The sequence below is a fragment of the Nocardia sp. XZ_19_369 genome (genome assembly GCF_015355715.1).
In the GTDB taxonomy this organism is placed as follows: Bacteria; Actinomycetota; Actinomycetes; order Mycobacteriales; family Mycobacteriaceae; genus Nocardia.
In genome coordinates this window covers 94,916-114,192 of sequence record NZ_JACVED010000009.1, presented here as the reverse complement: position 1 = coordinate 114,192, position 19,277 = coordinate 94,916, and the positions used below count along the sequence as shown (strand labels likewise).

Below are 19,277 nucleotides of genomic sequence, written 5' to 3'. Positions count from 1 at the left end.
ACAACGAGAGGAACAGTGCTCGTGGTCCTGTGTCAACGACACCGGCGCATCCGTCGACATCTGGCGTTTGGTCGAGCATATCTTGCCGTTGACAAGTTACATTCCACTGTGGAATATAGTGGAGTCAGTCGGCGGTCCGCCGTCTCCCTCCTGATCGAAAGAGCGTCTATGCCCACGCTTCCGTGGATGACAGTCGGGGTGCCCAGCACGTCCGAGGCCCAGTGCATGGCCTCCCGCCTCGAGGTCACGTCTCTGCTCAGTGCACCCGGGTTCCTCATCGCTTCACTGGCGCTGTGGTGGCAGGCCCGCCGCTCGCCGGGAGTGCTGGGTGTGGCCTTGAAGGCAGAGATGCTGAAGGGCACATTCCGGACCTATTCGGCTTGGGACGACAGGGCGGCCATCTACGCCTACGCGGGATCCGAGCCGCATAAGTCAACCGTCGAGCGCAAGCGAAAAGTCATGCGGGACGCGACCTTCGTGTTCTTCACCGCACCGGTGGACGAGTTGCCCCTGTCGTGGGGCGCGATCCGCCTCCGCATCGCCGAGCAACGCGACTCGACACAATCGGGTCACAAGCCTGCGCAATGACCGGTTTCGACGTACCCGCGGGCCGCGGCGACGGTCACCGACGTCCTGGTCGATCCACCGAAAACGGCAATGATCGACTTGGCTCGCGGCATCACATGTGAGCGGATCAAAGTCGACTGACAGATCAGACGCTGGTGCCGACTCAACTCGGCAATCTATCTGATGGGTTGCACTGCAACGTGTTTGGATGCGGAGGCGCCGTCGGCAGCGGGTCGGGGTCAGTCCGGGCTGGTTGTCATGTGGAAATGCAGCTGGTCGAGGATGCTTTGCAGGCTGCGCCGGCGCGCCGGGGTCAGGGTTTCCAGCGCCGCGCGGACGCCGTGCATCCCCTCGCGGAGCTGCATGGCGATCGCGGCGCCCTCGGCGGTGGCGACGACTTTCTTCACGCGGCGATCGGCTTGGTCGATGTGCCGCTCGACCAGTCCGCGCTGCTCCAGTCGATCGATGAGCAAGGTGATGTTCGATGCGTCACAGGACAGGTCTCCGGCCAGTTCGCGCATTGCTCGCGGTTCGGCCAGCAGGCAGACGAGCTTGGCTTGGCTGTAGGTCAGATCCAGGCCCTGCGCCGCAGCGAGAAAGTCCTGTTGGTAGACGCGGCAGAACTCCGAGAGGGTCGCCATGACATCGAGTGCGGTCGGCGCGGCCGGTGGCGAGGAGTGTGGCACAGTGCAAAGGTATGCCGAATACTTGACGAACTCAAGTTTCTCGGCGGGTCCCCGCGCCTGCGCCGCTCGACGGAATGCTTGACAAAATCAAACACTCTCGGCTGTACTGTCGATGAGTTGCTTGAGTTGCTCAACTATCTGAAGGGCTCGAGCGCCCCCTGCTCTTCCCCATACCGCGGCCGACCACGGTGCTGTCACCGGCTCGGCGCCGATTTCGGAGACGATATGACCTCGGTAGTAGACACCACTCGGATCCGGCGGTTGCTGGATCGCCCATTCACTGTCGGAGACCTGACCGTTGCGAACCGGATCGCGATGGCCCCGATGACCCGCAATATGTCGCCGGACGGCGTTCCAGGGCCCGACGTCGCCGAGTACTACGCCCGCCGGGCGGCCAACAATGTGGGTCTCATCGTCACCGAGGGCACCTACATCAACCGGGCCGCGGCCGGCGCTTACGACAACGTGCCGCACTTCTACGGTGAGCAGTCGCTCGCCGGCTGGGCGCACGTGGCCGAGCAGGTGCACCTCGCGGGCGGAAAGATCATTCCGCAGCTGTGGCACACGGGAGTGGCGCGCACCGCGACCGAGCCGCCCGCCGAAAGCCCGTCCGGGGTAGGGCTGTCCGGTGATGCGACCGGAAAAGCCATGACGCAGCGCGATATCGACGATACGGTCACCGCATTCGCCGACGCGGCGGCCGCAGCGGAGCGCCTCGGCTTCGACGGCGCCGAACTGCATGGCGCGCACGGCTATTTGATCGACAGCTTCCTGTGGAGCGGCACCAACCAGCGCACCGATGGCTACGGCGGTGACCCCGCGTCCAGGGCCCGGTTCGCCGTCGAGATCGTCGAGGCCGTGCGTGCCGCCGTCTCGCCCGGTTTCCCCCTCTTCTTCCGGCTCTCCCAATGGAAGTCCGGGAACTACGAGGCCAAGATCGCCGAGAGCGCGGGCGAGCTGGACCAGCTCCTGGCGCCACTGGTCGACGCGGGTGTGGACGCCTTCCACGCCTCGACCCGCCGATACTGGCTCCCCGAATTCGACGGTAGCGACCTCAACCTGGCCGGCTGGGTCAAGAAGCTCACCGGCAAGCCAACGGTGACCGTAGGCTCGATCGGACTGGACCAGGAGTTCGTCGGTTCCGGCGGCTGGCAGAAGCAGGCCGCCGTCGCGGGCATCGATCAGTTGCTCGGTCGCCTCGAACGCGACGAGTTCGACCTCGTCGCCGTCGGCCGAGCGCTGCTGGCCAACCCCGACTGGGCCACCAAGGCGCTGCAAGGCCGCCTCGATGAGACGATCGCCTTCGACCGCGCAGTGTTGAAGTCCCTCAACTGATCCCAGCCGTTACTCAACCCGCTCGCTGAGCGAACTCGATGGATCCTCGGCAGTGACGCCGTTCGCCGACGACTACTTGCTGGCAAGTTCCTTGGCGCAGGCGTTGAGGATTCGGCCGAACACATGGCCGACCACGGTTCTGGCGATGCTGCCCACAAAGGAGCCCGCATCGATGGCGGTAGTCCAGACCACTCGGGTTCCGCCCGGCACCGTCGTGAACGTCATCGATGCGCCTTTGTGCGGTATCGGCGGAAAACTACGGTCGACGGCGTAGCCGAACGAATGCGGCGGCTCATAGCTGGTGATGCGCTCATAGAAGTGACCGATCAGCCAAGTGTGCCGCCGGATCGCGCCGACCCCGTACGCCGCGCCTTCGCTTGGCCGGGTGAGCTTGTCACGCAAAACCCAGGCCGTGCGCTCGTAATTCGTTGTAGTGGCACACCATTCGAAGACTTTCTCGAGCGGTGCGGCGATGGTGCGCTCGACAACGATGGTTTCCATATCGATCCCCCTTGGTGTTGTTCCGGACATGCCTCTTCGACACCGCCCGGACCTTGATCGTGACATCGCGCGATGTGGTCTGCCTCACGGCAACATCATGATTCGCGTTGCGCAGCATCGACGGTCCGCGTATCGGCATGCCCGGATCCGGTGTTGGGCGGCCTAGCGCTCGGCTGCGGGAGGCCCTCGACGTCGATCGAATCAATCGTCAGCTCCGTGGGAATCTGATCCTGCGCCCCACCCCATCGGGATGGCCGCCTGCCGCACGCTGTTCGGTAGCGAACTGTGTGAGTCGGGCGCGGACGTCGTCCGGCATCGCCGCAGTTCTTCTCGTCCCGAGGTCGACGTGCAGGTCCAGCTGTTCGGAAACGGCCACCCGTGTCCGGTCGCCGAGATCGCGTACCTCGTGAAAGAAGTGCAGCCGCTTGGCATCCACGCCCAGCAACCAGGAATCGACGGCCAGCCGTGACCCGTGCAGCACCTCTCGTTCGTAAGTCATGGCGGTCTGCACGACGACTTTCCCGAACCCGGTTGTGCGGACGTACTCGTCGCCGAGGCCGAGGGCGTCGGTGAACGCGGCATGGGCGCGGTAGACCACGATCCCGTAGTACTGGGCGTTCATATGGTTGTTGATGTCGATCCACGTCGCATCGACGTCACATTCGAGGGTTCGCAAACCGCCACCTTCCCCACGCTGTCAGCAGTTACGAGGCTCAGGCTACAACCAAGCAGTTGCTTGGTTCAACTGATGTCTTGCCGGCTATATCTGAATTCGGTTCTTACGGAGGGCTTTTGCGGCGCTTGCGCATGAGCGCCAAGTCACGCCACATCAGCTTTTGCTGTCGAATCACGCGACCGCCGAACAGCGCGCAGGACTGACGGAGTCGCTCGCGAACGAGTCTGCCCGAGTTTCGGATGGCACCGCCCGGGTAGATCTTGATTTTCTGCTCCGATCGACAGGTGACGTGCTTAGTGGCGTGGCAACGACGATGACAAATCTCGATATCGAACGCGCGTACCTGATCGCCGGTATCGCATTGCTGTTGGCGGCGACGCTGCCTCGGCTCTTCAAGGATCGGGCGATCACGGCGCCGATGCTCATGTTGGGGGTCGGAGCGGTCGGGGGACTGGTGATCGGGCCGACCGGCTTGCAAGCCGTGTCCCCGTTGTCCCATCCGACCGTGATCGAACACCTCGCGGAGGTGTGTGTGATCGTGGCCCTGATGGGTGTCGGGCTGGCCATCGACCGTCCGCTGCACTGGCGTACCTGGGGTTCCACCTGGCGGTTGCTGCTGATCACGATGCCGCTGTGCATCGCGGCGGTGGCGGTATTCGGGTGGTGGGCGGCGGCGTTGTCGCCTGCCGCCGCGGTTCTTCTTGCCGCGGTGCTGGCACCCACCGACCCGGTGCTGGCCTCGGATGTGCAGGTGGAGGGGCCGACGCCCGGCGGCGCGAGCTCCGCCGAGGAGGACGACGAGGTGCGTTTCGCGCTCACTTCGGAGGCGGGCCTCAATGATGCTCTTGCCTTCCCCTTCGTTTACCTGGCGATCTTCCTCGCGACCCAGGGGTCGGTGCAGAACTGGTTCGCCGGTTGGTTCGCGTGGGAACTCCTGGGCAAGATCGTCGTCGGAGCCCTCCTCGGTGCGATCGTGGGGGACCTGCTCGGACGCGGCTTGTTTCGATTCCCCATCGAGAACGCACGACTCGCCGACCAGGGCGAACCGATCGCCGCCTTGGCCGCGGTGTTCGCGGTTTACGGGCTCACCGAACTCGTCGGCGGCTACGGCTTTCTCGCGGTGTTCGCGTGCGCGATCGCGATGCGACGGATCGAGCGCGACAGCGGATACCACGAGCAGATGCACAGCCTGGTCGAACAGTTGGAACATGTCCTGACGCTTGTAGTGCTGCTGCTACTCGGAGCGGCATTGACCACTGGCCTGTTGAACGCGCTGTCCTGGCAAGGAGCCGCGGTCGGTGTCCTGCTCGTTTTCGTCTTCCGTCCGTTCGCCGGGTGGCTGGCATTGCAGCGCTGTGACGAGATGGCGCCGAAAGAGCGCGCCGTCACGGCGTTCTTCGGCGTCCGCGGTATCGGCTCGATCTACTACGTCTCCTATGGCCTGACCCAGGCAAACCTTTCCTCGGAAGCTGAGACTCTGTGGGCGATCACGGCATTCACGATCGTCCTGTCCGTGCTCGTCCACGGCGCCAGCGCGGGCTGGGTGATGAAACACCTGGAGAACGTTCGCGGGAAGGAGAGTGCCTGACGCGGTCGGAATCGCGCGAGCTGAACGACCTTGTTCGTTGTCGTTTGTGCGCCGACGAGCCGGGTAGGGCGTCGATGGGTGGCGATCAGCCCGGCCACCCAGGCCGACCAGGAGGTGTCAACCATGGCAACACAACGCATCGACAGCACTGCGGATGTCATCGACTTCCTAGTGGAACAACACAATCGGATTCGGCAGCTGTTCACCGAAACCGCCGCGGCGGTGACCCCGGAGGAACGCGAGCAGAAGTTCTTCGAGCTGCGCCGGCTGCTCGCGGTCCACGAGACCGCCGAGGAGGAGATCGTCCACCCGCGGGCTCGCCGTGCGATCGACAACGGCGACGCCATCGTGGACGCCCGGTTGCAGGAGGAGAACAAGGCCAAGCAGGCGCTGGCCGAACTCGACAAGATGAATGTGAACTCGCCGGAATTCGGCGTGAAACTCGCCGCCCTGCGCGACGCGGTACTCAACCACGCCGGGCATGAGGAAAGCGAGGAGTTCAAGCAGCTGCGGACCCAGCTCGACCAGAACGACCTCGAACGGATGCGCGGCGTTGTCGAATTCGCCGAGAAGACCGCGCCGACCCGGCCGCACCCGGGTGTGGAGTCCGCACCGGTGAACATGTTCGCGGGTCCGTTCGCCGCAGTGCTCGACCGGGTGCGCGACGCGATCTCGAAACCGCGTCAGTAGTAACGCCTTTCGCTACGAGGTAACACGAGCGGCGGTCGCGGGCACTGAAGCCCGACCGCCGCTCATGCTGTTCGGCAGGCAACGGCCACTGCAGGATTCGGTGCGGATGGTTGCCGTGTCACTGCTCAGGCGAAGACGTCTGTCTGTTCGATGAACTCCGGGCTCGGGTATCAGGACGTCCAGATCCCGCGTTGAGCAGCGAACGGATCGGGTTCGACACGGCTCTGATCGGACCAGATCATCGTCTGCCGCTTGTCCAGCGTGTAGCGGGGCCAATTCGAGCCCGGGTCAAGGTGTTTGATGAAAGCGACCCACGACATGTGCATGGCGTCGGCCAGTGCTTGCGGCGGTGCGCCGCCCTCGACGTCGGTGACGCCAGGAGCTTTCAGCAGGTCGAACTCGAATGGCAGGTCCAGACAATGCGCTGCCAGCCCGCGATAGCTCGGAGCCGTTGACGTCCAGTCGAATTCGTACAGCCAGGTCGGGAGATTCAGCCCGGCCCGTGCTTCGGCGACCCGATACGACGGTCCGCGAATGATGCTGTCGCTGATGGCTTGACCGGCCAGCTGGGTCGGGTCCGCGCCGGGATAGGCGGCACGGTACGCGTCCATGTCGGCGCCTCGACCGGCGAGCGCAAGCGGACTGGCGGCCGCAGCTTCCGGATTCTGTGCGAGCATGGTTGCCGCCATATTGAATTCGTGCCTGGTGAAGCCGAGCAGCAGGGGAATGTCGCCGCCCGCACCATTGTTCAACATCGCCGGTGTGGCTTCGGGGATCAGCTGGCCGTCGGCGAACGGTGCCAGACCCAGCATCGGCACGCTCTCGCTACCCGGCCCCGGCGCCTGGAGCACATCTTGCAGATCGAGCACCTTGTCCTCGGGCAGGGCGCGTAGCGCGGCCGCCGTCGCGGGCACCCCGGTGCGCCGGGTGAACAGCTCGGCGACGGCGCGCCCCGCGGCGAGATCGTTCGGTTGGGTCACCGCCCCGGACGCGCAGATGCCGGCCCGGAACAGGCCGCGTGCGGACGGCGTGGCCATCAACGCCCAGACCGCCCCGCCGCCTGCGGACTGACCGGCGATGGTGACCTGAGCCGGATCGCCACCGAACGACGCGATGTTGTCGCGAACCCACTGGAGACCCGCGATCCAGTCCAGCACCGCTCGATTGTCCGGAGCGCCGTCGAGGCTCAGGAAGCCATCGATGCCCAGCCGATAACCGACCGAAACCACCACCACCCCATCACGATTGAACGCAGTGCCGTCGTACCAGGGGCTGGCGGGACTGCCCGCGACGAAGCCGCCGCCGTGGATCCATACCAGCACCGGCAGCCCGCGCGCCGCCGGGTCGGGGGTGAAGACATTGAGGTTGAGGATGGCCGCGCCCGGAATGCTCGGCTCCGGGATGGTGGTCACCGAACCCAGCGATCGGCGCTGGGCGGTGGGGCCATAAGCGGTGCACTCCAGCGTTTCGGTCCACGGCGCGGGCGGTACCGGAGCCGCGAACCGCAACTCATTGACCGGCGGCTTCGCGAACGGCACGCCGAGGAACGCGATGCCGGTGTCGCGTCGGCTACCCCGGACCGGACCGTATGTCGTCTGGACGACGTCCGACGGTGTGCGCTCGGCCGAGCACGCGGCGGCCAGTGCCAGCGCGCCGGCTCCGAGCAGCACCGTCCGGCGGGTCAGGTGGGGCATTGCGACCTCGATTCGTGTGTGGTTGACCAAGGCATGTTCGCGGTTCCCCTGGAAATAAGTCAACGGTTGAAAAAATTCTCCACCAGCCTATTGTTGGATTGTGGAGACAAGTCCGGCACACGATTCGGTGGCCGTCCGCCGCCGCAACCTGGGCTTGGTGCTGCGCTACGTCGCCGAGCACGGGCCCTGCGCGCGCACCGAGATCGCCGTGGCCACCGGGCTGTCGCATGCGTCGGTCACCACCCTGGTGGCCGACCTCACGGCCCGCGGGCTGCTGCGCGAAGACGGCGTGCTGAACAGCGGTGGGCGCGGGCGGCCGCGCCGCCTGCTGCGCATGGTCCCGCGTCGCGCGGTGACGGTCGCGGTGCAGATCAGCGCCGAACAGCTCCGCGTGGCCGTCGCCGATCTCGCGGGCACGATCGTGTGGCAGGACGCCGTGCCGCACCACAGTGCCGCCGGCGTGCCCGCCACCATGGCGGACGCGGTCGCCACCGCGGTCCGGCGGGCCGAAGCGGCGGCGCCACCCGGCGCGGAACTGGTGCGCGTCGCGGTTGCGATGGCGGGGCCGGTCGCTGACGACGACGCGCAAACCGTGCTCGTCGCACCGGATTTCGGCTGGCTGCGCCCCGTCCGGCTGCGCGCGCTGATCGCCGCCCGGCTGCCCGGCCGGACCTGCCCGATCGACGTGATCAACGATGCGAACGCCGCCGCACTGGCCGAATATCACGCGCAGCCACGGCGCTCACGCGGCGTCGTCTACATCGCGGCAGGCACCGGCATCGGCGGTGGCGTGGTGCTGGACGGGCGCATCCACACCGGCAGCCACGGCATCGCCGGCGAGCCGGGCCACATGCCCGTCGCCATCGACGGACCGCCCTGCGCCTGCGGTGCGCACGGCTGCCTGGTCGGCTACGCGGGCCCCGAAGCGCTGCTCACTGCCGCCGGTCTCGGTGATCTGTTGCGCCGCAACGGACTCGGCCCCGCCGCCGACCAGCTGACCCGGGCACTCGACCGCGGCGACGAACGCGCCCGCGCGGCAGCCGATCTCGCCGGCCGAGCCCTGGGCACCGCGATCCTGTCCATCACCGCCCTGCTCGACATCGACGAAGTGATCCTCGGCGGCACACTCGCGCAATGGTTTCCATGGTTGGAGCCATCGATCCGACACCAGCTCGCCGGCCGCCAAGCCCTGGTCCCCGACATCGAACCAGCCGTCACCCCCGCCCGCCTCGGCACCGACGCCACCCTCCTCGGCGTCATCGAATTCGCCCGCCGCGCAGCCCTCGCCGACCCCGCCACCGTCCCCCGCAGCGTTCCGATACCGAACCGCTCGGCGCTCCCGGCGAGCTAGAAGCCCCGCGAGAGCCCGTCATACGGCGACTGCGCCACCTCGACGAGGTGGCGCAGTCGGTAATTCGTCAGTCAGTTATCTTGTGCCCGAAGGCCTTCCGTCCGCGATCTACTGGGCGGCGGTCTCTCGCTTCGGCAACTTCCATCCGGGACGGGGGAAGTGGCAGGTGTATCCGTCCGGGTAGCGCTCCAGGTAGTCCTGGTGTTCCGGCTCGGCCTCCCAGAACGTGCTCGCCGGGGTCACCTCGGTGACCACCTTGCCGGGCCACAGACCTGAGGCGTCCACATCGGCGATGGTGTCCAGCGCGATCCGCTTCTGGTCCTCGTCGAGGTAGAAGATCGCGGATCGGTAGCTGGTACCGATGTCGTTGCCCTGGCGGTCCTTCGTGGTCGGATCGTGGATCTGGAACAGGAACTCCAGCAGCGCCCGGTAGTCGGTCTGGGCCGGGTCGTAGATGATCTCCACGGCTTCCGCATGACCCGGGTGGTTGCGATAGGTGGGGTTGTCGTTCTTCCCACCGGTGTAGCCGACCCGAGTCGACACCACCCCCGGCTGCTTGCGGATCAGGTCCTCCATGCCCCAGAAGCATCCGCCGGCCAGAATCGCCTTGCGTGTGTCGGTCACGCGTCCTCCTTCGTGAACAGGGTCCGGTACTGTCCGTAACCTTCCGCCTCGAGGTTATCGAGGTGGATGAAACGCAGTGCCGCGGAATTGATGCAATACCGCAGGCCGCCTGCCTCGCGCGGCCCGTCGGTGAACACGTGCCCGAGATGGCTGCCGCCGTGCGCCGAACGCGCCTCGGTGCGAATCATCAGATGGCTGAAGTCCCGCTTCTCGACCACGTTCCCGGCGTCGATCGGCTTGGTGAAACTCGGCCATCCCGATCCGCTGTCGAACTTGTCGACCGACGCGAACAACGGCTCACCGGACACCACATCGACGTAGATACCGGGTTCATGATTGTCCCAGTACTCGCCGGTGAACGCCCGTTCTGTCCCGTTCTCCTGGGTGACGTGGTACTGCTCAGGTGACAGGGCGGCGACGGCCGCGGGATTCCTGTTGTATTCCTGTGCCACATGACCTCCTCATATCGGCCCCACGTATAACCCGCGACCCGGTTCGGAAAGTCCCCGCCCAGCGGGACGTCACACTTGCGTCACCAGTGTGCCGCGCCGACGGCCGCCGCGTCGACGAATGAGCCGTCGACCAGCACCGGAACCGTCGTGCTCACGTCGATTTCGGTGGCGACGGCGACATCATCGGCGAACCCGATCGCCGCCAATTCACGCCCGGAGGCGCACTCGGCGATCAGCCGGGGCACGTCGGCGGTCGCGTCGTAGCAAGTCTTGGCCGCCGCAGCCTCCGGTGACAGCAGCCCGGCGCCGTGCGCGGCGAGGGCCGAGATGACCGCGGCAGCGCCGAACCAGTCCTCGATCGCCGGCCGCAGCACGTCCTGTCCCGGCCAGTGCTCGCCCGCGGCGATCACCGCGATCGGCCGCTCCGTGCTGCCCCAACCTTGATCGACGATCCACCTGGCGACCGAGGATGCGTTCCGCAGGCAGGCCGCGATCACCGGCACGCCACTGACGGACGCCGAGATAGCCGACCCGTTCGGCGACGGCAACACCAGCCGGGCCGGGGCGGGTGCCCGCTGCAACGCCGCGGGAGACAGCGACCACGGCTGCTGAGCGGACGCCTTCTTACGCCCGACCGCCAGCCGCGCGTCCCGGCTCGCCGCGAACGCCGCAGCCGTCTCGTCGCGCCACGGATAGGGAAACACCCGCGTCCCAGCCTCGACCGCCACCGACACCGACGTCGTGAACGACAGCACATCGATCACGACGAGCGCCGCGCTATCGGGCCCGAGCGCTCGCGCGCCTGCCGAACCCCATTCGATCCGCACTCCCCAGGGAAGTTGCTTCGCCCACTCCGGAATATCCGACATTCACGCCCCCTCTGCCAGCTGACCAGTGTGGCTTACGCAACCTGCGTGTACCAACTGATCAGTTCGGCAGCGGGGCAACGCGAACCGGTTAGCCCAGGTGGGCGCTGGTGATCACCACCGGCTCGGCTGGCAGCCCGTCGCGCGGACCGCGCTCGGTGGGCGTGATGCCGGCGGCAACCATCCGGTCCAGCACGTCCATGCCGCGCACGACCTGCCCGAGCACCGAGTAGTTCGCCGGAATGTTGGCGAAGGAGTGCACGATGAAGAATTCGCTGCCGTTGGTACCCGGCCCCTGGTTACCCATCGCCACGGTGCCGCGCGGGTAGGTCTCGGTGCCGTCGACCTCGTCGGGGAATTGGTAACCGGGACCGCCCTTTTCCACCTCGTAGATGTCACCGCATTGCAGGACGCCGAGGCGGGCACTGTCGGTCAGCCGCCAGCATTGGCTCTGATCGTAGAAGCGTTGCAGCACCAGGCTCGCCATGTTCTGCGCGCCACACGGGGCGGCGCCCGCGCGGTCGAGTCGCACGGTCACCGGGCCGTAGTTGAACTGGAACGTCACATCCATGGTGCCCACGGCCAGCGCGACCGGCGGCGGTGGCAGCACCTGGCGGGCCGCCGGGTTCTCCGGGGTCGGCGTGAAGGCGCACGTCACCACGGGCGGGCCTGCCGAGGCCGGGGCAGCGCCGGCAACCAGGCCGGACAACGATAGGACGGAGATGGCGAGCGCGGCGCCCCAGCGTGAGTTCATAGCGAGCAAGCTAGCGGATCTCACCGAAACAAGTTCGGCAAAGCCGCAATTCGGGCACGTTCTCGTTCGACCGGCTACTACCGCGTGGCGCCGATCAGCGGGCCGAGACCATCGGGGGCGAACAGATGCTCCGCGTCGGCGACCTGCTGACCGTTCACGAACACCGACGGAGTGGAGTTGACCCCGCCCGCGAGGACCTCTTTGGTCTTCACCCGCAGGTACGAGTCGTACTTGCGCTCGGTAATGCATTGGGCCACAGCGGCATCGGCGTACCCGGACTCCCTGGCGATCTCGATCAGCCGGTCGTCGGCGAGGCCGTCACCGCCTTCGGCGGGCTGGTTGTCGAACATCGCGACCAGCCAGCCCTGGTACTTCGACGGGTCCGCCTCGGCGGCACAGAACGACGCGTTGCCCGCGCGGGACGAGTACTGATTGGTCGAGGCTCGGTCCAGGAACGAGATGACGTTGTATTCGATGACGGCCGAACCGCTGGCCGCGGCCTCCTGGAGCACTCTGGCGTTGGCGCGGTCGAACATTTGGCATGCGGGACACTGCAAGTCGGCGACGACGCGGACCACGACCTGCGCGCCGGGATCGCCGATCCGGACCGCGCCGGTGTCGGTGACGCCCGCGGGAGCGCCCGGCAGTTGCACGGAGTTCTGCACCGGCTTCGGCGTACCGACGACATCCTTGGTCAGATCTTGCGCCACGATCCCCACGCACAGCGCCGAGACGAGGGTGAAAAGCACACCGCCCGTCACCAATCCGACGAGAACCTTGCGATTGTGCGCGGCGCGCTGCGACTCCGACGGGAGACTCGACCAGTCGTCCTGCGTGGTGTTCACCTATGTGCCCCCGTGCTTCTCGCCGCTCGAACAGTTTCGCTCCGCCACCCTAATGGTTGCCGACCGGGTTTGGGGCGCCGACCGGTCGACCCGTTCCCGAGCCGGAAAAGTAGGGTGGGGCCGGTGATTCGCACAGCCGCGTTGGCCCACGTCAGGGATCGTCGTCTGCTGCAGGCGCGATCGATCGGCAAGGAAGTCTTCTACATGGCGGGCGGGAAGATCGATCCCGGCGAGACGCCCGAACTGGCATTGCATCGTGAGGTCAGGGAGGAGCTCGGCGTCGGCGTCGTGTCCTGTGACGAGCTCGGTGTGTTTCTGGCCGAGGCGTACGGGCATGCGTCCGGCACGCAGCTGCACATGACGTGCTTCACCGCGGAACTCGACGGTGATCCGCAGCCGACCAGTGAGATTGCGGAGCTGCGGTACTTCACGGTGAGTGAGTACGCCGCGATGGAGCATGTGGCGCCCGGGTCGATGCTGGTGTTCCGGAAGTTGCACGAGCTCGGTGCTGTCGACTGGTAGTGCGGCAGCTCGGCTCGCGACGGCGTCGCGCTTACCGCTCTGATGTACGCGGGCCTTGTTACAGCCCCTCGTCGACCGGGTATCGCGCGGCGAGCGCGGACCGATCGCCGACGCCGAAGTTCATGACGAGGTCGTCGGCCACCTGAATCAGCACGTCGCGCCCCTCCACCGTGGACACCCAGTCCATCGGCAGTGCGGAGACACCGTGCATGGCGCCGATCAGGTTCCCGGCCACCGCGCCGGTGGAGTCGGAGTCACCGGAGTGGTTCACCGACAGCAGAAGTGCCGCGCGCACGTCGCCGGTCCGGGCTGCCTGCATGGCGCAGTACACGGCGATGGCCAGGCACTCCTCGGCGATCCACCCGCCGCCTATCTGCTCGACCTGGTCGGCGGCGGGCGCGTCCTCGGCCAACGTGACCGCTCGCGTCAACGCGTCGATTGTCTCCGCACTCTCCGGAATGTCGGTGAGTTGAGCAATGGTCTCCCGCACCGCTGACGGCAACTCGATCCCGCGCACCACCCGGTCGACCAGTGCTGCGAACGCACCTGCGGCGAGGTAACCCGTGGGGTGTCCGTGGGTCAATTGCGCAGCCCGCGCCGCGCTAGTAAACGCGTGCTCAGGCCCCATCCCGGCCAACCCGAACGGCGCGGACCGCATGACGGTGCCGCAGCCTTTCGAGTGCGAATTCACCGGCCCGTGCACGCCGAACGGTTCCGGCGCAAGATAACTCAGCGCCTGTCTGCGAAGTCCGGACATACACGCGTTCCCCGGCGCCCGCACCGCGTGCAGAAATGGCAGACTCACCAGCCAGCCATCACTGTCTGCTGCCGGACCCTCCGCCTGCTGAGTCTCTAACCAGCGCAGATACGCCCGGCGCAGCGCACGCATGGGGTCGGCGCCCGGCACCGACCGCAACAAACCCTCCGCCGTGAACAAGGTCATTTGTGTGTCGTCGGTAATCTGCTGCGGCGCACCGTCATCGTGCTGCGGCAGAAATCCCGTCACTCCGTCCGCGCCGTATCGGTCGCGAATTTGCGTCAGCGTCTGGAATTCGATGGGCCACCCCAACGCGTCCCCGACCGCCCCACCCAGCAGCGATCCCCGAACCCGGTCGAAAATCATCGCGTAATCCACCATGAGACAACATCATTACCGACCGAGCCGGGTTTGTGTCGCGCTGTCACAGAAGTGGGCGCGTCGGTCACGGGACGCTTACGCGGTAGCGCATTGGTATCCGCTGAACTCACTTGCCAACCTCGGTGGCGCTGAACGAAGTAACGTCGACTGGTATGGCTGAGTTGGTTTTGGGCCCGGTTTTGCGGCACGTGGATGCGACCTCGGCGACGGTCTGGGTAGAGACGGACGGCGCGTGCGAAGTGGACGTGCTCGGGCGGCGGGCGCGGACATTTCAGGTGGGGGAGCAGCATTTCGCGCTGATCGTCGTCGACGGGCTGGAACCTGACTCGTCCATTCCCTACCAGGTTGTGCTGGACGGCGTGGTCGCCTGGCCGGAGCCGGAATCCCCGTTGCCGCCGTGCCGGATTCGCACGCACAGAGTCGAGAAGATCATCTTCGGTTCGTGCCGCGCGGCCAAGGCGACGCCCGAGGAGCTGACACCGGACAAGCTCGGACCTGACGCATTGGACGCGTATGCCATGCGGATGCAGAGCCTGCCCGAACTGGAGTGGCCGGATGCGCTACTGCTGCTCGGGGATCAGGTGTACGCCGACGAGCCGACACCTCGGATGAAGGACTGGCTGGCGCAGCGGCGCGGCGGGCAGGAGCCCGCGGGCGAGGTGGTGTCGTTCCGCGAGTACGCCGAGCTGTACCACGAATCGTGGTCGGACCCGGAGATTCGCTGGCTGATGTCGAATGTGCCGACCTCGATGATCTTCGACGACCACGACGTGCGCGACGACTGGAACACCTCGCGGACCTGGCGGGAAGGGATGGCGCAAAAACCGTGGTGGCGCAAGCGTATTCGCGCCGGGCTCGCGTCGTACTGGGTGTATCAGCACATCGGCAACCTGGGCCCGGACGAGCTCGCGCGAAACCTGCTGTACAGCAAGGTGTCCGAAGCGGGCGTCGACGTGCAGGATCTGCTGGAGGACTTCGCGGAGGAGGCCGACAAAGAGGTCGACGGCCGCAAACCGACCCGCTGGAGCTACCGTCGCGACTTCGGCCGGATCCGGTTGCTGGTGATCGACACCCGCAGCGGCCGCATCCTCGACGGTCAGCGGCTCATGGTCGGCTCCGACGAGTTCGATTGGATCGAGGAGAACGCCGCGGGCGACTACGACCACCTGCTCATCGGTTCGTCACTGCCCTGGCTGATGCCGCACGCGCTGAGCTACCTGCAATCGCTCAACGAACGCGCGGCGAGCCAGCCGGGTTGGCGCGGCCGCCTCGGTGAGAAGGTCAGGCAGGCAGCCGATCTGGAGCACTGGCCCGCCTTCCGCGCCTCCTTCGAACGGCTGGCGCGGCTGATCCACCGGCTCGGCACCGCACCCGACGCACCGAGCACCATCTGCGTGCTGTCCGGCGACGTCCACCACAGCTACGCCGCCCGCGCCACTTACGCCGAACCGACGAAATCCGAAGTGCTGCAACTGGTCTGCTCACCGGTCCACAACGACCCACCCAAAATCTTCCGCCCCGCCTTCACTCTTTCCTGGGCAACCCCGGTCGCAGCCGCACTGCGCCGCCACGCCACCCGCCGCGGCATCTCACCCGACCCGGTCCGCTGGCAAAAAGTCACCGGCCCCCACTTCGGCAACTCCATCGCCTCCCTCGCCATCACCGGCCGCTCCGCCAAATTCACCCTCGAATCCGCCCGCCCCGACCACACCCTCGTCAAAGCCGCCGAACTCGACCTCCCCCTCGGCAACCACGCCGCCAGGGCTGATCTTGGGACGGGCCGTTGACACCGTATTGCTGACCTGTCAACGTATCGAAGGACCGTGAGGTCCCTGATTCGGGTGGGTGCCTCGGTGTCGTCGAATCGGAGAGTGCTCGATGGGGTTTCTGGAGCCTGACCTGCCGGTGGTCGATATGGCGGAGTGGAGCAAAGGGACTCGGAGCGAGCGGATTCGGCCGATGGCCCGGCATTGGGCCGAGGTGGGGTTCGGGACGCCGGTCGCGCTGCATCTGTTCTATGCGGGCAAGGTGGGCCTGTATGTGCTGGGTGGCTGGCTGATCGTGTTGTCCACCAAGGGCATCGACGGGTTCACGAGCGTGGGGGACTGGTGGTCGGAGCCGATTGTTTTCCAGAAGGTCGTGCTGTATACGTTGCTGTTCGAGGTGGTCGGGCTCGGGTGTGGGTTCGGGCCGCTGAACAACAGGTTCTTTCCGCCGCTCGGTTCGATCCTGTATTGGTTGCGGCCCAAAACGATTCGATTGCCGCCATGGCCTGAGCGGGTTCCGTTGACCAGGGGCACCACGCGCACGCCGGTGGATGTCGCGTTGTATGCGGCGTTGCTGGTGCTGACGTCGATCGCGTTGCTGTCAAACGGGACCGGTCCGGTACCGGAGTTGGGTACGACGGTGGGACTGTTGCCGGTCTGGCAGATCGCGGCGGTGCTCGGGCTGCTCGCGGTCATCGGTTTGCGCGACAAGGTGATCTTCCTGGCGGCGCGGGGCGAGGTGTATGCCACGCTGGCGGTCACTTTCCTGTTCACCGGCGCCGACATGATCGTCGCCGCGAAGGTGGTATTCGTGGTGATCTGGATGGGCGCGGCGACTTCGAAGCTGAACAAGCACTTCCCGTTCGTGGTGTCCACCATGATGTCCAACAGTCCGGTCTTTCGCCGAAAGTCGCTGAAGCGCAAGTTCTTCGAGAACTTCCCCGACGACCTACGGCCAGGGCGTTTGTCCCGGATCTTCGCCCACGGTGGCACCGCCGTCGAAATGTGTGTCCCGCTGGTGCTGTTCTTCTCGCACGGCGGTCTGCCGACCACGATCGCCGCGATCGTAATGATCGGCTTCCACCTGACGATCCTGACCGCCATCCCGATGGGCGTGCCACTGGAGTGGAACGTCTTCATGATCTTCGGCGTGCTGGTGCTGTTCGTCGCGCACGCCGATCTCGGCCTCGCCGGCCTGCACAATCCCATCCCGGTGGCGGTGTTGTTCATCGTGATCGCCGGCATCGTCATCGCCGGAAACCTGTTCCCGCGCAAGATCTCGTTCCTGCCCGGCATGCGCTACTACGCAGGCAACTGGGACACGACGTTGTGGTGCATCACACCGTCGGCCGCCGCGAAGATCAGCCGCGGCATCGTCGCGATCGCCGGCATGCCGCAGGCACAGCTGGAGCGGTTCTACGGCAAGGACCGGGCGCAGATCCCGATGTTCATGGGATATGCCTTCCGCGCCATGAACACCCACGGCCGCGCGCTGTTCACCCTCGTGCATCGAGCCATGCCACCCGGACGCGAGGACGAGTACACCATCACCGACGGTGAGCGCATCTGCAGCACCGCGCTCGGCTGGAACTTCGGCGACGGCCACCTGCACAACGAGCAACTCATCGCCGCCATGCAGGAGCGATGCCGGTTCGAGCCCGGCGAAGTGCGGGTCGTGCTGCTCGACGCCCAGCCGATTCACCAAGGGACGCAGGAGTATCGGCTCGTCGATGCCGCCACCGGCGAATTCGAGCGCGGGGTCGTCTACGTCGCCGACATGGTGACCCGCCAGCCGTGGGCCGACGACGTGCCCGTCCACGTCCGCCACAGCGCTCCTGCCTGACCGGAGACCGGCCCCGGCAATACCGCAGGAAACTCGGACCCAGCGCCACCACCCGACTATCCTGAGCCCAAGGCATTGTGTTCGACATTCTTGTACCTGAGCCATCGGCGGCTGCGAACCGCCCGTGGCGGTTGGATATTCGAGGTGACTCATGCGCACATCCGCCGTTCCGACTCTCGACCGCTTCCGGCAAGACCTGCGGGCATACGCGCGCATTGCCGAGGCGCGCTACGACCCGTCGGTAATGGATCCGGTACTGGACACCTTGTCCGAACTGTGGACCGGCTCCGTCGTCGCCGTGCGCACCACCACGCACCCGATCCCCGAACGTCAGGTCAACGCGCGGGTGATGTACCCCGGCGAACCGACCGAGCTCATCCAGACCCTGCGTGACGCCGGGCTGCTCACCTACACCGGCCATCCGATGGAACAGCTGCTGGCCGAGATCTGCGCGGTCATGCCCGTGCGCGCGGGCGTCGATGTCGCGCTCGCCGGCGGCGTGGAGAAAATCTGGCTGATCTTCCCTGAACTCGTCAGCGTGGAGCGGATGCTCGCTTTCCCCGGCATGCCCGAATCGGCCCGCGCGCACGCCGCGCACCTGTCGCGCTACGGCGGCCGAATCGGCATCCTCGGAGTGGATTTCGCCGCCCGCACCATGAACCTGTACTCCCAGGTGTTCGAAGCGGGCCAGCTCACCGCCGCCGACATCACCACCATCCTGGCCGACCTCGACTTCGTGGCCGCCACCGACGAGGAACTGGCGCTGCTCGGCCGCACCTTCAACCTGTACCGCACCTTCTCCTGGACTTCGCCGCGCATGGAACGCATCTGCTTCCCCCTGCGCTGCACGGCCTCGACCTTCCCGACCCGCCTCGACCCGGTACTGGCCCGCTTCGTCGACGAAGCGCCCTTCGCCGACCCGGAAACCCGCGGCTTCGTGTTCTACACCGCGTACGGCGCCACTTCCCGCTACTACAAGATCCAGGCCGAATATCTCGCCGCCCAACGTCCGACGTTCCCCGGCGGCACCGAACCGCAGGTCACTCGGGACTAGGTTCCCTCGGGAAGCAACGGCCGCATGAAGGTGCGCTCGTACCGGAGCACACAGCCGCTCTCGTCGCGGATGCGATCGGCCGCGATGAAGTCCGGATCGACACCGAACAGCGCCCGATACTGCTCATAGGCCCCGAGGCCGGCGAAGCTGAACAAGGCCATCGCCTTGTCGCTGGCGCCTTCCGCGGGCAGGAAATAGCCGTGGTGCGTGCCGCCGTGCCGCTCGACCAACTCCATCCACCGGCGGCCGAAGCGTTCGAACGCGTCGATCTTCGCGGGATCGACCACATACTCCACAACACAGGTGATCATGGCCCCAGGCTACG

General features: G+C 66.4%; 20 protein-coding genes. 9 read left to right on the top strand and 11 right to left on the bottom strand.

What is annotated here, in order from left to right; translation table 11 throughout:
* Positions 1 to 186 precede the first annotated feature (186 nt).
* Complete coding sequence (locus IBX18_RS31205; protein WP_194837089.1) at positions 187 to 588, top strand: DUF3291 domain-containing protein; 402 nt, start codon at positions 187 to 189, stop codon at positions 586 to 588.
* Between the two features lie 218 nt (positions 589 to 806).
* On the opposite strand, the gene IBX18_RS31200 is transcribed toward IBX18_RS31205, so the two are convergent.
* Positions 807 to 1,253 (bottom strand): MarR family winged helix-turn-helix transcriptional regulator, encoded by a 447-nt coding sequence (locus tag IBX18_RS31200; RefSeq protein ID WP_194837088.1) that lies wholly within the window; start codon positions 1,251 to 1,253, stop codon positions 807 to 809.
* A gap of 225 nt (positions 1,254 to 1,478) precedes the next feature.
* On the opposite strand from IBX18_RS31200, the gene IBX18_RS31195 reads away from it, so the two are divergent.
* Positions 1,479 to 2,588, top strand: coding sequence for an NADH:flavin oxidoreductase (locus IBX18_RS31195; RefSeq protein ID WP_194837087.1), 1,110 nt, complete (start codon positions 1,479 to 1,481; stop codon positions 2,586 to 2,588).
* Positions 2,589 to 2,660: 72 nt separating this feature from the next.
* On the opposite strand, the gene IBX18_RS31190 is transcribed toward IBX18_RS31195, so the two are convergent.
* A complete protein-coding gene (locus IBX18_RS31190) occupies positions 2,661 to 3,089 on the bottom strand; it encodes an SRPBCC family protein (RefSeq protein WP_194837086.1) in 429 nt (142 codons plus the stop codon).
* Between the two features lie 208 nt (positions 3,090 to 3,297).
* Positions 3,298 to 3,765, bottom strand: a complete 468-nt coding sequence (locus IBX18_RS31185) for a thioesterase family protein (RefSeq protein WP_194837085.1) — start codon at positions 3,763 to 3,765, stop codon at positions 3,298 to 3,300.
* Positions 3,766 to 4,078: 313 nt separating this feature from the next.
* On the opposite strand from IBX18_RS31185, the gene IBX18_RS31180 reads away from it, so the two are divergent.
* On the top strand, positions 4,079 to 5,353 hold the full coding sequence (locus IBX18_RS31180) for a sodium:proton antiporter (protein WP_194837084.1): 1,275 nt from the start codon (positions 4,079 to 4,081) through the stop codon (positions 5,351 to 5,353).
* A gap of 123 nt (positions 5,354 to 5,476) precedes the next feature.
* Positions 5,477 to 6,043 (top strand): hemerythrin domain-containing protein, encoded by a 567-nt coding sequence (locus IBX18_RS31175; RefSeq protein WP_194837083.1) that lies wholly within the window; start codon positions 5,477 to 5,479, stop codon positions 6,041 to 6,043.
* Between the two features lie 170 nt (positions 6,044 to 6,213).
* Here the strand turns inward: IBX18_RS31175 and IBX18_RS31170 are convergent, their stop codons facing one another.
* Entirely contained in the window at positions 6,214 to 7,737 is a 1,524-nt protein-coding gene (locus IBX18_RS31170; RefSeq protein WP_194837082.1) for a carboxylesterase/lipase family protein, read from the bottom strand.
* 100 nt (positions 7,738 to 7,837) lie between these two features.
* Here IBX18_RS31170 and IBX18_RS31165 point away from each other — a divergent pair, with 100 nt between their 5' ends.
* Entirely contained in the window at positions 7,838 to 9,088 is a 1,251-nt protein-coding gene (locus tag IBX18_RS31165; RefSeq protein WP_194837081.1) for an ROK family transcriptional regulator, read from the top strand.
* Positions 9,089 to 9,196: 108 nt separating this feature from the next.
* Here the strand turns inward: IBX18_RS31165 and msrA are convergent, their stop codons facing one another.
* The 5 genes from msrA to IBX18_RS31140 form a co-directional block, all read right to left on the bottom strand.
* Positions 9,197 to 9,712, bottom strand: coding sequence for a peptide-methionine (S)-S-oxide reductase MsrA (gene msrA / locus IBX18_RS31160; protein WP_194837080.1), 516 nt, complete (start codon positions 9,710 to 9,712; stop codon positions 9,197 to 9,199).
* Positions 9,709 to 10,164, bottom strand: a complete 456-nt coding sequence (gene msrB / locus IBX18_RS31155) for a peptide-methionine (R)-S-oxide reductase MsrB (RefSeq protein WP_107656227.1) — start codon at positions 10,162 to 10,164, stop codon at positions 9,709 to 9,711. Before msrB ends, msrA begins: the two co-directional genes overlap by 4 nt.
* An 80-nt stretch (positions 10,165 to 10,244) precedes the next feature.
* Positions 10,245 to 11,033, bottom strand: a complete 789-nt coding sequence (locus tag IBX18_RS31150; protein ID WP_194837079.1) for a 2-phosphosulfolactate phosphatase — start codon at positions 11,031 to 11,033, stop codon at positions 10,245 to 10,247.
* An 88-nt stretch (positions 11,034 to 11,121) separates the two neighbouring features.
* Positions 11,122 to 11,784: a peptidylprolyl isomerase gene (locus IBX18_RS31145; protein WP_194837078.1), complete on the bottom strand. Its 663-nt coding sequence runs from the start codon at positions 11,782 to 11,784 to the stop codon at positions 11,122 to 11,124.
* Positions 11,785 to 11,861: 77 nt separating this feature from the next.
* A complete protein-coding gene (locus IBX18_RS31140; RefSeq protein WP_306796498.1) occupies positions 11,862 to 12,629 on the bottom strand; it encodes a thioredoxin domain-containing protein in 768 nt (255 codons plus the stop codon).
* Positions 12,630 to 12,752: 123 nt separating this feature from the next.
* Here IBX18_RS31140 and IBX18_RS31135 point away from each other — a divergent pair, with 123 nt between their 5' ends.
* Positions 12,753 to 13,151, top strand: a complete 399-nt coding sequence (locus IBX18_RS31135; protein WP_246181326.1) for an NUDIX domain-containing protein — start codon at positions 12,753 to 12,755, stop codon at positions 13,149 to 13,151.
* Positions 13,152 to 13,209: 58 nt separating this feature from the next.
* Here IBX18_RS31135 and IBX18_RS31130 read toward each other — a convergent pair whose 3' ends face one another.
* Complete coding sequence (locus tag IBX18_RS31130; protein ID WP_194837077.1) at positions 13,210 to 14,289, bottom strand: ADP-ribosylglycohydrolase family protein; 1,080 nt, start codon at positions 14,287 to 14,289, stop codon at positions 13,210 to 13,212.
* 152 nt (positions 14,290 to 14,441) lie between these two features.
* Between IBX18_RS31130 and IBX18_RS31125 the strand changes: the two genes are divergently transcribed.
* From IBX18_RS31125 to IBX18_RS31115, 3 genes are all read left to right on the top strand, one after another.
* Positions 14,442 to 16,076, top strand: a complete 1,635-nt coding sequence (locus IBX18_RS31125; RefSeq protein ID WP_194837076.1) for an alkaline phosphatase D family protein — start codon at positions 14,442 to 14,444, stop codon at positions 16,074 to 16,076.
* Positions 16,077 to 16,167: 91 nt separating this feature from the next.
* The gene (locus IBX18_RS31120; protein WP_194837075.1) at positions 16,168 to 17,898 is read left to right on the top strand and encodes a DUF3556 domain-containing protein; all 1,731 of its coding nucleotides are present in this window, start codon (positions 16,168 to 16,170) and stop codon (positions 17,896 to 17,898) included.
* 151 nt (positions 17,899 to 18,049) lie between these two features.
* A complete protein-coding gene (locus IBX18_RS31115; RefSeq protein ID WP_194837074.1) occupies positions 18,050 to 18,952 on the top strand; it encodes an aromatic prenyltransferase in 903 nt (300 codons plus the stop codon).
* Here the strand turns inward: IBX18_RS31115 and IBX18_RS31110 are convergent.
* Positions 18,949 to 19,263: an NIPSNAP family protein gene (locus IBX18_RS31110; protein ID WP_194837073.1), complete on the bottom strand. Its 315-nt coding sequence runs from the start codon at positions 19,261 to 19,263 to the stop codon at positions 18,949 to 18,951. The genes IBX18_RS31115 and IBX18_RS31110 overlap by 4 nt on opposite strands.
* Positions 19,264 to 19,277 lie beyond the last annotated feature (14 nt).

Coding starts and splice junctions, on each gene's coding strand:
- IBX18_RS31115 (WP_194837074.1), top strand. CDS start 18,050: ATGCGCACATCCGCCGTTCCGACTCTCGACCGCTTCCGGCAAGACCTG.
- IBX18_RS31110 (WP_194837073.1), bottom strand. CDS start 19,263: ATGATCACCTGTGTTGTGGAGTATGTGGTCGATCCCGCGAAGATCGAC.
- IBX18_RS31130 (WP_194837077.1), bottom strand. CDS start 14,289: ATGGTGGATTACGCGATGATTTTCGACCGGGTTCGGGGATCGCTGCTG.
- IBX18_RS31145 (WP_194837078.1), bottom strand. CDS start 11,784: ATGAACTCACGCTGGGGCGCCGCGCTCGCCATCTCCGTCCTATCGTTG.
- IBX18_RS31180 (WP_194837084.1), top strand. CDS start 4,079: ATGACAAATCTCGATATCGAACGCGCGTACCTGATCGCCGGTATCGCA.
- IBX18_RS31150 (WP_194837079.1), bottom strand. CDS start 11,033: ATGTCGGATATTCCGGAGTGGGCGAAGCAACTTCCCTGGGGAGTGCGG.
- IBX18_RS31195 (WP_194837087.1), top strand. CDS start 1,479: ATGACCTCGGTAGTAGACACCACTCGGATCCGGCGGTTGCTGGATCGC.
- IBX18_RS31170 (WP_194837082.1), bottom strand. CDS start 7,737: ATGCCCCACCTGACCCGCCGGACGGTGCTGCTCGGAGCCGGCGCGCTG.
- IBX18_RS31120 (WP_194837075.1), top strand. CDS start 16,168: ATGGGGTTTCTGGAGCCTGACCTGCCGGTGGTCGATATGGCGGAGTGG.
- IBX18_RS31190 (WP_194837086.1), bottom strand. CDS start 3,089: ATGGAAACCATCGTTGTCGAGCGCACCATCGCCGCACCGCTCGAGAAA.
- IBX18_RS31175 (WP_194837083.1), top strand. CDS start 5,477: ATGGCAACACAACGCATCGACAGCACTGCGGATGTCATCGACTTCCTA.
- IBX18_RS31205 (WP_194837089.1), top strand. CDS start 187: ATGACAGTCGGGGTGCCCAGCACGTCCGAGGCCCAGTGCATGGCCTCC.
- IBX18_RS31125 (WP_194837076.1), top strand. CDS start 14,442: ATGGCTGAGTTGGTTTTGGGCCCGGTTTTGCGGCACGTGGATGCGACC.